We start from the raw sequence: 14,417 nt of genomic DNA, 5'->3' as shown, positions 1-14,417 counted from the left end.
AGGGTCTAAATTCTCCCTGACAAGCGCGCTGCGCTCTGCAAACTTGAGGCATAGCACCAACCGCATGTTTGCGCGCACACTAGCATTATTTGTCGCTCTCGGATTGCTGGCTGAAACAACTGTTTCCGCCGCGAGCACCGATCCGCAGGTCACCACTTTCTTCAAACAGCATTGTGTGAAGTGTCATGGTGCGGACAAGCAGAAGGGCGATCTGCGTCTCGACAACATCGAGCAACCATCCGCGAAGAACATCGAAGTCTGGCGCAAGGTGGTGGCGGCGATTGATACTGGTGATATGCCGCCAAAGAAAGAAGCGCGTCCTGCTGCTGGCGATGTCACGAAAGTGGTGCATAACATTAGCGGTTCACTGGCCAAGCTGCCCGGTGCGCGTCCCCTCGCCCTACGCCGCATGAACCGTGTGGAGTATGAGAACACAGTTCACGATCTTCTGGGCATTGATACTCCGCTCGCCGAGCTTCTGCCGGAAGATGCGAGTGTGCAGGGCTTCGATAATGTCGCGAACGGCCTCAGCATTTCGCCCATCTTGATGGAGCGTTATCTCGAAGCAGCGGATGTTGCTTTCGAATCCGTCTTCCGCCGTATCAAGCCGCTGCCCGCTGCTGAACGGCGTGCGGTGATGATGGAGAATAAGGACAACATCGATTCCGTGGATAAGAAGAAAGGCGGCACAATCGAAGTGGAGAATTCCTTCGTAAAGTTCGCTCCCGGCTGGCCGCCAGCGCGATTGGATTCTGCGCATCCGATCGAGGAAGGTATCTATCGTTGCCGAATTGCTGCGTGGCCGCATGAACCGGGTGAACGCACTTTGGCTGTGGCGGTTTATGTCGGCCCCTTGTTCGGCACGGGCAAGCTACGGCCGATGGGGGTCTTTGACATCACGGGCACTCCGACAAATCCGCGCATCATCGAGTTCACCACGCACATGATGGAGAATGACGCGTTGCACATCGTGCCGCGCATCTACCCCGAGCATATCACGTATCGGGACAAGCATGAGGCAAGGCCCGGTATCGGCTTGATGTGGGCGGAGACGTATGGGCCGCTCGACCAGGACTTCCCTTCACCTGCGCAACGCCGCCTCTTCGGCGACAGCTCAACCATGAAGATGGTGGAAGGCGCGCCTTTCTACATGCGTCATCGCAAAGGTATGAAGAAGAGCACGGTGGAATCTTCTCAACCGGCTGTGGATGCTGAGCGGATCATCCGCGATTTCGCTCCACGTGCTTTTCGTCGTCCAGTGGATAAGGCGTTGATTGATTCCTTCGTGAAGCTCACGCTGGATCGTTTGAGCGAAGGCCGCACGTTTGAGCAATCCGTCCGGGCGGGTGTCTCTGCCATTCTTTGCTCGCCTTACTTTCTATTGGTGAATCGTGAAGCCGTGGTGGATGACTACACCATTGCCTCACGTCTCTCCTATTTCCTCTGGTCCACGCAGCCAGATGAGGAACTCATGCAGCTCGCGGCGAAAGGCCAGCTCAAGAATTCCAAGACTGTCCACGCGCAGGTGGAACGCATGCTGAAAGACCCGCGTCGTCAGCGTTTCGTGGAGAACTTCACGGGCCAATGGCTGAACCTGCGCGATATCGAATTCACCACACCGGATGCGAAACTGTATCCCGAGTTTGAACCATTGCTGCAGGAAGCCATGCTCACGGAGTCTCGTGGATTCTTCAGCCACATTCTCACGAATGACCTGAGCGTGGTGAATTTCATCGCGTCTGATTTCACGGTGTTAAATGAGCGCCTGGCGAAGCACTACGGCATTCCCGGTGTGAAGAGCCATGAGAATTTCAGTATCGTGCCCTTGCCGAAAGACAGCGTGCGTGGCGGTGTGATGGCGCAGGCGGCGGTACTGAAAGTCACGGCGAATGGAACCACAACTTCACCTATTCTTCGTGGCGTGTGGGTGTTGAATAAGATCATGGGGCAACCTGCTCCACCTCCGCCTGCTGGCGTGCCGGCGGTGGAACCGGACATTCGCGGGGCCACGACCATCCGCGCGCAACTGGACAAGCATCGTGCCGATGAGTCCTGTGCACGTTGCCATGTGCGCATCGATCCGCCTGGTTTCGCGCTGGAAGTGTTCGATCCCATCGGCGGCAATCGTGACCGCTATCGTTCCGTGGGTGACGGTGAGAAAGTGCGCGATCAGCGTTACAAGCTTGGACCGAAGGTGGAAGCGAATGGTGAGTTTGCCGATGGGCGCGCCTTTGCCAACTACCTTGAATTCCGCCAGCAAATGCTGACGAACAAAGACCGCGTGGCGCAAGCGCTTGCGGAGAAGCTAATCGTCTATGCGACTGGCCGCCCCATCACTGCGGCAGATCGCAGTGCGGTGGATGCGGTCGTAGCCTCCGCCCAAAAGAACAATCTCGGTCTGCGCTCCATGATCCACGCTGTGGTGGATAGCGAACTTTTCCAACAACCTTGATGTCATGAATATCCCCCGCATTAACCGCCGCACGTTCCTCCGCACCACCGGCATCGCGATGGGCCTGCCGTTGTTGGAAAGCATGATGCCGCGCACGGCTCGCGCCACGACCACGCCGGACATCCGCCGCATGCTGGCCATCTGCGCGCCACTGGGCATTCACACGCCCTTCCTTGTGCCGCAAAAGACGGGACAGGATTATGATGTCACGCCTTACCTTGAGCCGCTTCAGCCATTGCGTAACAAGTTCAGCGTGCTCTCCGGACTATCGCATCCAGATGTTGATGGTGGTCACTCGGCAGAGCAGAGCTTTTTGACCGGTGCCGCTCATCCGAGCCAGCCGAGTTTCCGCAACACCATCTCGGTGGATCAGTACGCGGCGGAGCGCATCGGGCATCTCACGCGGGTGAACTCCATCGTGCTCTCCGCGAATGGTGCGGGATTGTCTTACACGCGTTCAGGGGTGCGGATTCCACCGGAGACACGGCCTTCCAAACTGTTCGCGCGCCTGTTCCTCGAAGGCACCAAAGAAGAGAAAGCTTCGCAGATGCGCCGTATCAAAGACGGCCAGAGCATCATGGACTTGGTGAAAGATCAGAGCGGGCAGATCAGTCGCAATCTCGGACGCGAGGATGTGCAGACGCTTGATCAGTATTTTACGAGCGTGCGGGAACTGGAGCAACGGCTCGTGAAAGCCGAGGAGTGGGCCAAGTTGCCAAAACCGAAAGTGGATCAGAAACCGCCCACGGATATCGAGGATCGCGCTGACTTCACCGGTCGCATGCGTCTCTTTTACGATCTCATCTTTCTTGCGATCCAGACGGATTCGACGCGCCTCATCACTTTCTGTGGTGCAGGTGGAAATGAAGTCGTCTCGTTGCAAGGTGTGGATGATGGCTGGCACAATCTCAGTCATCACGGCAAGGACCCGGAGAAGATCAAGAAGCTCGCCATCATCGAGAAGGAAGAGATGCGCGTCTTCGGCGAGTTCATGCAGAAGCTGGAGAATGTCCGCGAAGGCGATCGCACCTTGCTGGACCAGACGGCCATAGTGTTGGGCTCAAACCTCGGTAACGCTTCCAGCCACAATAACACGAATCTACCGATCATCGCCGCTGGCGGACGCTTCCAACATGGGCAACATCTGGCATATCAACCGGAGAACATGCCGCCGTTGTGCAATCTCTTCGTGTCGTATCTACAACACCTTGGATTGGAGCAGGACTCGTTCGCGACGGGGAATAAGACGATGGAGGGGTTGAAGAAGGTGTAGTGATTGTGCCTTTCGTAGTTCCCAGACCGATCCCGGCACCCCTCACCCCGGCCCTCTCCCCTCCGAGGGGCGAGGGTGCTCACGCCAGTCCTTGTTCACATTTTTCTGCTTACAAAGTTTCCAACAGACTTTAAGTAACACAGAGAAATCACAGGTTCTATAAACGACGAAACCCTAACTTTTAGTTAGGGTCTTCCGTTTCCAAAAAATGGCGGGAGCGACGGGACTCGAACCCGCAACCTCTGCCGTGACAGGGCAGCGCTCTAACCAGTTGAGCTACGCCCCCGCGCCAAATTGGAGCCGAGAAGCTAGTTAATGCCCCCCGGCAAGTCAACGGATATTTCTTTAAAAAATGACGAATGACCAAATCCCAATGTCGAAGGAATGAGTAATGACCAAATGACCTTGTTTCATTGGAAATTCTTTGGTCATTCGGGCTTCGTCATTGGGCATTGCTACGCATCAATCCCCATATCCCTGAGGATGTTGCACATGCCATTGCCAGGCGCTGGCCACAATTTGCTCCAGCTTGGGATACTTCGGATTCCAGCCCAGTTCGGTCTTGGCTTTCGTGGCGGCTGCCACCAAGCGCGGCGGGTCACCGGGGCGACGTGGCTTTTCCACGGCTTTGATTGATTTGCCGCTCACCCGTTGGCAGGTATCGATGACTTCGCGCACGGAATAGCCCTCGCCATTGCCGAGATTGAAGAAACCGCGCTTGCCCGGTTGCAAGGCGAGGATGTGTGCCTGGGCCAAGTCCAAGATGTGGATGTAATCCCGGATGCAAGTACCATCCGGCGTGGGATAATCCGTGCCGAAGATATCGCACTGTTCCTTCTGCCCGAGCGCCACCTTTAGCACGTTCGGGATGAGATGCGTCTCGATACGGTGATCTTCACCAAAGCGCGCCGTGGCACCAGCCGCATTGAAATAACGGAAGGCGACGAATTCCAAGGCATGCAACTGCTCATACCACAGCAGCATCTTCTCAAACATCAGCTTGGATTCGCCGTAAGGGTTCACTGGCTTCTGCGGTGTGCTCTCATCCATAGGCACACGTTCAGGCAAACCGTATGTGGCGCAGGTGGAACTGAACACGAACTTGCGAACACCGTTCTCTTTTGCCGCCTCAAGCAGGTTCAAACCATTCGCCACGTTGTTGCGAAAGTACTTCGCGGGGTTCGTCATGGACTCGCCCACCAAGGCATGTGCGGCGAAATGGATCACCGCTTCCGCTTTCGCCTGCTTCACGCTACTAAGCACCAGATCGCGATCGCTCAGGCAGCCTTGGACGAAGCTCGCGCGTGAATCAATCGCCTTGCGATGGCCCTCGGTGAGATTGTCAAAGACCGTCACTGCGTGGCCTGCGTTCAGCAGTTCTTCCACACAAGCGGACCCGATGTAACCCGCGCCACCCGTTACAAAAACATTCATGGGATAAATCCGATCAAGGCAGGTGCTTCTTCACGATGTCCGTCCACACCTGATAGCCTTCGGGCGTCATGTGCAGGCCATCCGCCACCAGATATTCCGGGCGTGGTTTGCCATCTGCGCCCAGCATCGCCGGAAATATGTCGATGAAGTCGAGGCGTTTGTCTGATTTGCAGTAAGTTTCGATCAGGCTGTTCGCTTCTTTCACTTTTTCCACCAAGTTCCAGCGTTTGATGCTGGGTTTAATGGCGATGTAGGCGATCTTGGTTTTCTTATCCGCCGCCCAGACTTTTTCAGTGAAGGCTTTGAAATCTGCCGTGACCATTTCAGGTGTTTTGCCGCCGCCGATGTCGTTATCACCGGCATACATCACCACCATCTTCGGCTTATAAGGCGTCACGATACGATCGGCGAACGCGACGGAATCCGAGATGACCGAGCCACCGAAACCGCGATTCATCACCTTATGCTTCGGGAAATCCTGCTTCAGCGTGGTCCACTTCTTGATGCTCGAACTGCCGACGAAAACGATGGGATTTTTCGGCGGCTTGTTTGTCTTGTCCGAATTCTCGAGGGCGACAATCTCTTTCTCGAACCGGGCGGGGTTAAACTTATTGGTCGTCGCGGTTGTCGCTTCCGCCGCACGCAAAGTCGTCATGCCAGCCATCAGGGCCAGTGCTGCCAGTATCAGTCTCAGATGCATGGCGCATGTTGTGACGGAGAACGGCATTTTCGGAAAGCTGAAAAGTGTCCACCAAGTTCTATATAAATTTTTGAGGTCGGAAGTCCGCTTGAGGCCATGAGGGCAGATAATCTTCCCACGGGGGTGTTTCACCTGTGCTTCTACCTTAAAAATTTGCTTCCGTGAACGGAGTGAACATGGCCATGCTCCGCTCATGCTGAAACTGCTCCCAGAGGATTTCCTGCCTTTGTTACGCATGGCGTTGGAAGAAGACATCGGCCCCGGCGATGCCACCTCCATCGCCACCGTCCCGCATGAACTGGAAGCACGTGCCATGATGGTCGCCCGCCAGCCGATGACCGTTTGCGGATTGACCGTTGCCCAGCGAGTTTTCACGGAGATCGATCCCAACATCACTGTCGTTTCCTGCGTGACAGATGGTCGTCAGGTGAATGCTGGCGAGGAACTGCTGCACATCGTGGGACCAGCACGGCATATCCTCACTGCGGAACGCACGGCGTTGAATTTCGTCCAGCGCCTGAGCGGCGTGGCCACACAAACTGCCAAGTATGTTCAGGCGATCGCGGGCACAAAGGCCAAGATCCTCGATACGCGCAAAACCACACCCGGCTGGCGCAAGCTGGAGAAATATGCTGTAGCTTGCGGCGGTGGAGCCAATCATCGTGTGGGTCTATACGACTTGATACTCATCAAGGACAACCATCTCGCTGCTCTTCGCCAGCAGACCGATCGCGCCATCATGGCTGCCGTGCAGAACAGCCGTGAAGAATTTCCCAACCTCAAAGTCGAAGTGGAAGCGGACACACTTGAAGATGTCGCTGAAGCTGTTGAAGCAGGTGCTGACATCATCTTGCTGGATAACATGGGACCGGACGTGATCAAGCAGGCTTTGCGCCTCGTGGATGGCCGAGCCAAGACCGAAGCCAGCGGTGGCATCACTTTGCAGACTATTCGTGCGGTGGCGGAGACCGGCGTGGACTTCATCTCTGTAGGCGCCCTCACCCACTCGGCGATTTCCGTGGATGTGGCGCTCGATTTTGTCTCGGCACCGGCCTCGGTTATCAGGCATTAAAGAGGCATGTCGCTTGATGCGCGCATCCTCTCGGCCTTGCGTGCCGCCAAAAACGGTTCCGTGGCGGGCACCGATCTGGCCAATTCTCTCGGCGTCAGCCGCGCTGCAGTGTGGGCGCGTATCGAGGAGATGCGCCAGCTCGGCTATGAGATCGAGGCCAGCCCCCATCATGGTTATAAACTAATTTCCGTCCCTGACGTTCTCCACGCGGATGATCTGATTTCCCGCCTGCCTGCCGATCGCATCATCGGGCGTGACATCCGAGTGTTCCAAGAAACTACATCCACCAACGATGTCGTGGAGAAGTTCGCCCGTGATGGAGTGAATGAAGGCGTGGCTGTCTTCGCCGAATCCCAGACGAAAGGTCGCGGGCGCATGGGCCGCAAGTGGATATCGCCTCCCGGCAAAGGACTGTGGTTCTCGTTGCTGTTGCGGCCCAAGTTGCGCCCTACCGCTGTGACACAGATCACTGTCATTGCCGCTACAGCTTTGGTTCGCGCCATCCAGAAGGAAACTGGTTTACAGCCTGATATCAAATGGCCCAATGACATTTGGATCAAAGGCCGCAAGGTCGCTGGCGTGCTCACTGAGATGAGCGCCGAGATGGACCACGTGAAGCATGTGACACTCGGCATCGGCTTGGACGTGAATCTCGAAGAGCAAGATCTGCCGTCCGAGCTTCACGCGATCGCCACTTCGCTCCGCATCGAGAGCGGCCGCAAACTCGATCGCCCGCAAATTGCGGCGAGATTGCTCAAGGAGCTCGAACACGATTACCAACGCATCTGCCATGGGAAATTCGAAGCGGTGGCGGATGAGTGGGAGCAACGCTGTATCACGGTCGGCAAGCAGGTGAGCATCACTCTCGGCGCCACCATCCTTAAAGGCCGCGCAGAGGCCCTCGACGCCGATGGCGCCCTGCTCCTCCGCACGCAATACGGTCATTTGGAGCGCATCATCGGCGGTGATGTGACGCTGGAAAAGAATTGAAATGCGTGTTATCCCTCTTGTGTGAGGAAGGCACTGCCCCCCACTTAACTTATGAGATTCATCCGCACCGGCATTTTGTCCGCCGCACTCTTCGCGTTCGCAGCCCACACCCAGGCCGGTGATAATTTCGACCGCAACTACGATCAAGGCCCCAGCTTCACCATCATCGAAGAGAACGATCTCTTCTTCGATTCCGACCGTCATTATACCCAAGGCATCCGGCTCAGCTACCTCACGGGTGACAAACGGATCGCAGAGAATGCCGAGGATGAAGATTTTCTGGAGCGTTCCGGTAGCGGCACTTTGGCGTGGGGCTTTGATCCCAAGTCCTATCGCATCGGCTACGAGATCGGCCAGAGCATGTTTACGCCGCGGGATATTTCGATCCCCGGTTCTCAGCCGGACGATCGTCCTTATGCAGGCTGGCTCTACTTCGGCCTGAACTTCCAGCGTCGCGGGGAAACCACTCGCGGCGAGACTCCCACGATGGAGAACGTCTCTTTGCTGCTGGGCGTCGTCGGCCCGTGGTCACTGGCCAAAGAAGCACAGATCTGGGTGCATGAAGTCCGTGGCTTCGGCCTGCCGGAAGGCTGGCATCACCAGCTCAAGAACGAACCGGCCATCGCACTGCGTTATCAGCGTTTCTGGCTGTATCGCTTTGGCCCTCGTTACGGCCCCACTGCCGACTTCATCCCGGACGTCGGCTTCAGCGCGGGCAATCCGCTCACCGCTGCCCAACTTGGTGCCACCGTCCGTCTCGGCTGGAATCTGCCGGATGATTTCGGCATCCAACAGGTGGACTCGCTCTCCATCGTCGCCGGTGGTCCCTCGCCTACGCGCAAGTCTCACTTCGGCTTCTATGTTTACGGTGGCGCTGCCGGTCGTGCGGTAGCTCACAACACCTTCATTGATGGCAACATGTTCCGCAGCACTCCCGGCGGTGTGAAGCGCGAACCGTTCGTAGCCGATTTACGTCTCGGCGCGGTCATGAGCACCAAGTACCTCGAAGTCGGTGTTTCCGGTGTCTGGCGCTCGGACGAGTATCGTTTGCAACAGGAACGGGATGTTTTCGGTTCCGTTTACTTGCGAGCGAAGTGGTAAGCCGAAGGCAAATTCCCTCTTTGCTCTTTCGCTCCTCCGCCCTACTGTCCCCGCGTGCCGACCTTGTTGGAAAAGATTGATGCGAGTGCCAGCCAGCGTTTACCGCTGCCTGCCGGGCGCACACCCGCACAGGAACTGGCCCGCTACAAGAATTTCCTCAAGGTCGAATCCCATCGCCTCCGCATCCTCCATCGTGCCGGTGGTGGCGGGCGCGAGATCTGCCAGGCGCGCGCCGCCATCATGGATGCGCTCTTGCGCAACCTCTTCGACACCGTCGTCAAGATCGGCAATTTCTATCTGCCCCAGCTTCCTCCGCTCGCGCTCTTGGCGATCGGCGGTTATGGCCGTGGTGAACTGAATCCGCACAGCGATATCGACATCATGTTCCTGCATGATGGCCGCATGATGTCCGGGAACAAGCCGCATCCTCTGCTCGAGGCTCTCACCGGCGCTGGTGGCCTGCTCTACACACTCTACGACATCGGCCTAAAGGTCGGCCCCGCTGTCCGTAGTCTGGATGATTGCGTGAAAGTCGCGAACAGCGACATGCAGTCCAAGACCTCGCTCATCGAAGCACGTTTTATCGCCGGTGATGCCAAACTCTTCGACAGGTTCCAGAAAGTCGTCGAGACCAAGTGCGTCAAAGGCTACGAGCAGGAATATATCGCTGCGCGTCTGGCCGATCAATCAGATCGCCGCGCCAAGTACGGCAACTCGGCTTGTATGCAAGAGCCGAACATCAAGAACGGCTGCGGCGGCCTGCGCGATTACCAGAACCTCATGTGGATGGCGTATTTCAAGATTCGCGCCCGCACCACTGAGGAGCTGCGCCTGCGCGATCTTTTGAGCGCGGCGGAAGCGAAGCAGCTTGAGGCCGCTTACGACTACCTGATGCGCGTCCGCACGGACCTGCATTATCACACCGGTCGTCCCGTCGATGCCCTGCCCAAGAGCATCCAGCCCGCTATCGCGCACAATCTCGGCTACACCGATCGCTCCCCTCGCAAACGTCTCGAAGGCCTGATGCGCGATTTCTACAAACACTCGCGCAACATCTACCTTATCAGCCAGCTCGTGGAGCAACGTCTCGCGATGATGCCCGTGGCCAGCCGCTTCCCGACGTTCCGCGAGATCTTGCGCAGTCGCAAATCCGCCAAACCCGCGCCGGTAGATGGTTTCATTTTCCTCGATGGCCAGATCGAGGCGGCGAACGCCCGCGTCTTCCGCGAGCAACCGCGCCGACTCATGCGCGTGTTCCTCTACGCGCAGCAACGCGGTCTTTCGCTGCATCCCGATCTCGCCCAGCTCATCCGTCAGGAACTCTCCTTGGTGAACCGCTATTTCTTGGAGGATATCCACGTTCACGAGACCTTCCTCCAGATCATGGACCAGCGTGGTGACGTCGCGCGCATTCTGCGGATGATGCACAATGTCGATTTCCTCGGAAAATACATCCCGGAATTCGGCCGCCTCACCTGCCTCGTCCAACACGAGTTCTTCCATCAATACGCTGCCGATGAGCACACGCTCATGTGCTTGCAGAAGCTCGATGACATCTGGGGCGCGAAGACCCCGCCGCTGAACGCCTACACCGAGATGTTCATCAGCCTGGAACATCCGCACCTCCTTTACCTCGCCTTGCTCCTGCATGACGCCGGCAAGGCCGATGACAGCGGTCACCATGAGAAAGACAGTGCCCGCCTCGTGAACCGCATGGGCAAGCGCCTCAAACTCAGCGCGGCGGCGGTCGATAAGCTGCACCTCATCGTCGAGCAACACCTCACCATGGTGCAGATCTCGCAACGTCGCGACCTCGATGACCCCGCCGTCATCCAGAGCTTCGCGAAGCTCATCGAGACACCTGAGAACCTCGTGATGCTCACGCTTCACACCGTCGCCGATTCACTCGGCACCAGTGACAAGATCTGGAACAGCTTCAAGGACTCGCTCCTCTGGACGCTTCATCGCAATACGATGAACCTCATCGCCGGTGGACCTGACTTTATTCGCGCGGAAGAGAAGTTGCGTGAGAACCTCGCCAAGGAAGTCCGTAAACTCGCTCCTTCCAGCTTCAACGAAGACGAATTGCAAGCGCACTTCCATTCGTTGCCACCACGCTATTTCCATACGCACACGGCGCGCGATGTGATGACCGATCTCGCGCTCACCCATCGCTTCATGCATTTGCAACTCACGGAAGAGAACCGTGCGTTGGAGCCCGTCACCTACTGGCATAACGAGCCCGACCGCAGCCACAGCGTCGTGAAGGTCTGCACCTGGGACCGCACCGGCCTCTTCGCAAAGATCACCGGCGCACTCACAGCTGCGGGCCTGAACATTCTCAGCGCCCAGATCTTCTCCCGAGGCGATGGCATCATCATCGACACCTTGCTCGTGAACGAAGCCGTGACTGGCAAGCCAGCCGAGCGCGAATCCAAAGAGCTGTTCGAGAAATATCTCGCTCAGGTGCTGAACGATGACACCACCAACCTCAACGCCTTGATCAAAAAAAGGAAGGCAGTGAAGCCGCTCTACTTCCCGCTCGAAGGCGAAGAACTGCCCATCATCATCAGCTTCGATAACGACAGCTCGGCGCAATGCACCGTCATTGATATCGAGACGGAAGACCGCGTCGGCCTCCTCTACACCATCGCGCAGACCCTGAGCGACCTGAAGGTGGATGTCATCCTCTCCAAGATCACCACCGAGAAAGGCGCCGCCATCGACTCCTTCTACGTCACCGAGATCGGCGGCGGCAAGCTCCTCACGCAACAGCGTTTGAACACCTTGGAGCGCAAACTCCGCACCGCCATCGCCGCCTTGGAGTAAACCCATTCTCCAACTGTAGCAGCCCGACGTAAGTCGGCTCTAACCCCCTTTCGATGTTCAGAGTTCGATGTTTCCCCAACTTCTCCCCTTTCATACCTCATCCTTCATAATTCATACATTCCCCGAAGCAGCCTTCCCATCTCGTCCGTTTGATGCTCCCTCTTCTCGATAGCATCCTGTCCTGCGGCACTCTAGCCACCAGTCTGCACCTCCCGGATCCGACCCTCGCCAGCCACTCCACAAGGCAACGCCGTTCGTCCTCGTCCTCGTTCTCGTCGTCGTCCTCGATTTTTGATAAATCTTGAACTTCGCCCTCACGCGGACGCTAACCTCAGCATTCCCTTTAGGAAATTATGTCAAAGAGCAATGAAACCACCCGACCCCTGCGGCTGTATCTGGCCTATGGCTCCTCCTCACAGGGAGGCCAGACTCTGGCGCTGTTCCTGACTCGGCTGGTTCCGCAGTGAGTACTGTGAGATTCCCCGGTGGGTCATAAATAATCCTACACCCACCGACGTCCCGTTCCCCCTCCAGCTTACGAGCCCCGATCCAACACCCGATACACCCACAGATCCTAACTATCTGAGACTTTTGGTTGGGCTGTTTTCGTTTCCCAGTCTGGCCTCCGGTGCAACCGGCTGAAAACTGAACACTGAAAACTTTCCCACTCCATCATCCCATGATGGCTCCATAAGGCTGTCACCTCCCCACCAACGCAGGACACAACTACACGACAATGCGTATCGCTATGCTTGATGACTTTGGGATTCTCCAGAAGCTGCCTACCACTCCGATTCGAGCGCCAACCTCCAGTCTCACCCGCCTTTACCGACAACGAGTTGTCAGCACTGGAATTAATCCCACAAACATCGCAAGAAAACCACCACTTTTCGCTAAAATTCGCACGTAAATCCCAACCATTTCCCACTCAACAACATCCAAAAATCCCCATCCACGTAACTCGCATTTTACCTTCCGGTTTTCAACTCCCCTTTCATACCTCATAATTCATAACTCATAATTCCCCCTCCCATTCGGTTGAAAAAATTTCCCTGCGCCTTCGCCCCCATTGGCCCACCGGTGCAACCGGTTTTCGCGTGTTTTGCGGGCCATACCGTATTCTATCCTACCGCCCGATATTCACCACGATATCATACGCCGTCCCCGCTCCGGCTCCTGACGACTTCTTCACCCCGCCATTATCGGCCCCATCACCGGCCACGCTGTACAACTGATACCCCTTCGCCAGCTTGCGATAACGGAATAGTGCCCCCTCCGCAAAAGGATCTTCCGCCACCGCCTTCCCCTCCCCCTTCGCTAAACCCTCAAGCGATTCCGGCACCCGCCCCATATTCTTTAAACGCTCTTGCTCGATCGCCAGCGCCGTCAGCAACAACCGCCGCCGCGCCAGCGCCTCACCCTGCTTGAGACTCAACCCCGTCAAGGGCGGCACAAACGAGGAAGTCTGGATGAACTGCTTCTGCTCGGCCTCCTTGCATTTCACTTCCACAGCCGCCTCCATCTGCCTCCCTTGCTTCACCGGCTTTTCCGCCGCCTCGATCAACACCCCCATCTGCTCCAGAAACATCACGGAATCCAGATGGATCCGCCCATCCTTCCACAGCGCCTCCCCGGCCTTCACCACCTCGGGTGGCGTGGTATGCAACACCCCGGTGGCCACTGATTTCCCCTGATACAGCGAATCATAAAAAAGCTGCGGCGGCAGCAGCATCAAATCCCGGCTCATCACGATCTCACTCGCCAGCCCCAATTTTAGCTGCTCGGTATAAGCCTCCCGGGTAAACAATTTTGTCAGCCGCTCCAGTTGTTCTGCGTTCAACGTTCGACGGCCGATCAATTGCCCCGCCGCCGACTCGGCATACGCATCCAGACCCAAGCGCGACAGATACGCCACCACCGTCGGTTCATGGCGGAGAAAATCACTCAGCTTCAAGATGTCCGCGATGGCATCGATCGCCCCCTTCACATCCCCTTGCCCTGCCTGCACATGACTTTTCAGCGCCAGCAACTGCGCCAGATGCCTCATGTCCATGAAATGATACTCTTCATCGGTCCGGGCGAGTCTGGTTCCATGTTTCAGGAACAGACAATCCGGCTTGCCCAGCGCCACACTCAACGCCTGCACCGCCGCCGCCCTTCGCGCCAGCCACGCTCTCGCGATGCTTAGATCCGTGAGCGATAGCGGACGCGTGACATCTGGCGGGATCACCCCGGCGATGTAGGGCAACCGCGCATCCGGCTTGCCCGGCAACCCCAGCTTCATCGCGGCATCCAACAGCAACGGTGCCGCATTATCCTCCTTGGGCACGGCCTTAACTTTTTCCCAGATGGCTTTCCGCGTCGTCGGCACCCCCTTCTTTTCCAGCTCCTCCATCTTCCGCTGCACCCGCGCATCCAACGTCTGCGCGATCCCGGATGAAGCTCCTGCCAATAGAAAAACCGCCATTGCCATTAACATGTAATAGCTCTTGGCCCAAAAACTCCTCAGCGAACTTTTCACCCCTCAAATTTCAATTTTTCCTTGGCTGCTTGTCAAGCCCACCTG

Annotated in this window: 9 protein-coding genes and 1 tRNA gene; 6 read left to right on the top strand and 4 right to left on the bottom strand. The window is 56.9% G+C overall.

What is annotated here, in order from left to right; all coding sequences use genetic code 11:
• The first annotated feature begins 64 nt into the window (after positions 1 to 64).
• Together VGH19_04900 and VGH19_04895 are read left to right on the top strand one after the other, a co-directional pair.
• Positions 65 to 2,452 carry a DUF1592 domain-containing protein gene (locus VGH19_04900; GenBank protein ID HEY1170688.1) on the top strand — a complete coding sequence of 796 codons (2,388 nt, stop codon included), beginning with the start codon at positions 65 to 67 and terminating at the stop codon, positions 2,450 to 2,452.
• A gap of 4 nt (positions 2,453 to 2,456) precedes the next feature.
• Positions 2,457 to 3,725: a DUF1552 domain-containing protein gene (locus tag VGH19_04895; GenBank protein ID HEY1170687.1), complete on the top strand. Its 1,269-nt coding sequence runs from the start codon at positions 2,457 to 2,459 to the stop codon at positions 3,723 to 3,725.
• A gap of 209 nt (positions 3,726 to 3,934) precedes the next feature.
• On the opposite strand, the gene VGH19_04890 is transcribed toward VGH19_04895, so the two are convergent.
• The 3 genes from VGH19_04890 to VGH19_04880 form a co-directional block, all read right to left on the bottom strand.
• Positions 3,935 to 4,011: transfer RNA gene (locus VGH19_04890), tRNA-Asp, on the bottom strand.
• Positions 4,012 to 4,187: 176 nt separating this feature from the next.
• Positions 4,188 to 5,159: a UDP-glucose 4-epimerase GalE gene (gene galE, locus VGH19_04885; GenBank protein HEY1170686.1), complete on the bottom strand. Its 972-nt coding sequence runs from the start codon at positions 5,157 to 5,159 to the stop codon at positions 4,188 to 4,190.
• A 13-nt stretch (positions 5,160 to 5,172) separates the two neighbouring features.
• Positions 5,173 to 5,859 carry an SGNH/GDSL hydrolase family protein gene (locus VGH19_04880; protein HEY1170685.1) on the bottom strand — a complete coding sequence of 229 codons (687 nt, stop codon included), beginning with the start codon at positions 5,857 to 5,859 and terminating at the stop codon, positions 5,173 to 5,175.
• Between the two features lie 193 nt (positions 5,860 to 6,052).
• Here VGH19_04880 and nadC point away from each other — a divergent pair, with 193 nt between their 5' ends.
• From nadC to glnD, 4 genes are read left to right on the top strand one after another with little or no spacing between them, the layout of a single operon-like run.
• Entirely contained in the window at positions 6,053 to 6,931 is an 879-nt protein-coding gene (gene nadC / locus VGH19_04875; protein HEY1170684.1) for a carboxylating nicotinate-nucleotide diphosphorylase, read from the top strand.
• 6 nt (positions 6,932 to 6,937) lie between these two features.
• A complete protein-coding gene (locus VGH19_04870; protein ID HEY1170683.1) occupies positions 6,938 to 7,921 on the top strand; it encodes a biotin--[acetyl-CoA-carboxylase] ligase in 984 nt (327 codons plus the stop codon).
• Positions 7,922 to 7,972: 51 nt separating this feature from the next.
• The gene (locus VGH19_04865; protein HEY1170682.1) at positions 7,973 to 9,022 is read left to right on the top strand and encodes a lipid A deacylase LpxR family protein; all 1,050 of its coding nucleotides are present in this window, start codon (positions 7,973 to 7,975) and stop codon (positions 9,020 to 9,022) included.
• Positions 9,023 to 9,076: 54 nt separating this feature from the next.
• Complete coding sequence (glnD, locus tag VGH19_04860) at positions 9,077 to 11,851, top strand: [protein-PII] uridylyltransferase (protein HEY1170681.1); 2,775 nt, start codon at positions 9,077 to 9,079, stop codon at positions 11,849 to 11,851.
• A gap of 1,126 nt (positions 11,852 to 12,977) precedes the next feature.
• Here the strand turns inward: glnD and VGH19_04855 are convergent.
• On the bottom strand, positions 12,978 to 14,318 hold the full coding sequence (locus tag VGH19_04855; GenBank protein ID HEY1170680.1) for a hypothetical protein: 1,341 nt from the start codon (positions 14,316 to 14,318) through the stop codon (positions 12,978 to 12,980).
• Between the last annotated feature and the right edge of the window lie 99 nt (positions 14,319 to 14,417).

Source organism: Verrucomicrobiia bacterium (assembly GCA_036405135.1).
Lineage (GTDB): Bacteria > Verrucomicrobiota > Verrucomicrobiia > Limisphaerales > JAEYXS01 > JAEYXS01.
This window is presented reverse-complemented; position numbering and strand designations above follow the sequence as displayed.

Excerpts from the sequence above, each read along its gene's own strand:
- VGH19_04900 (HEY1170688.1), top strand. The coding sequence starts at position 65 with ATGTTTGCGCGCACACTAGCATTATTTGTCGCTCTCGGATTGCTGGCT.
- VGH19_04870 (HEY1170683.1), top strand. The coding sequence starts at position 6,938 with ATGTCGCTTGATGCGCGCATCCTCTCGGCCTTGCGTGCCGCCAAAAAC.
- VGH19_04895 (HEY1170687.1), top strand. The coding sequence starts at position 2,457 with ATGAATATCCCCCGCATTAACCGCCGCACGTTCCTCCGCACCACCGGC.
- VGH19_04865 (HEY1170682.1), top strand. The coding sequence starts at position 7,973 with ATGAGATTCATCCGCACCGGCATTTTGTCCGCCGCACTCTTCGCGTTC.
- VGH19_04880 (HEY1170685.1), bottom strand. The coding sequence starts at position 5,859 with ATGCATCTGAGACTGATACTGGCAGCACTGGCCCTGATGGCTGGCATG.
- nadC (HEY1170684.1), top strand. The coding sequence starts at position 6,053 with ATGCTGAAACTGCTCCCAGAGGATTTCCTGCCTTTGTTACGCATGGCG.
- VGH19_04855 (HEY1170680.1), bottom strand. The coding sequence starts at position 14,318 with ATGGCGGTTTTTCTATTGGCAGGAGCTTCATCCGGGATCGCGCAGACG.
- galE (HEY1170686.1), bottom strand. The coding sequence starts at position 5,159 with ATGAATGTTTTTGTAACGGGTGGCGCGGGTTACATCGGGTCCGCTTGT.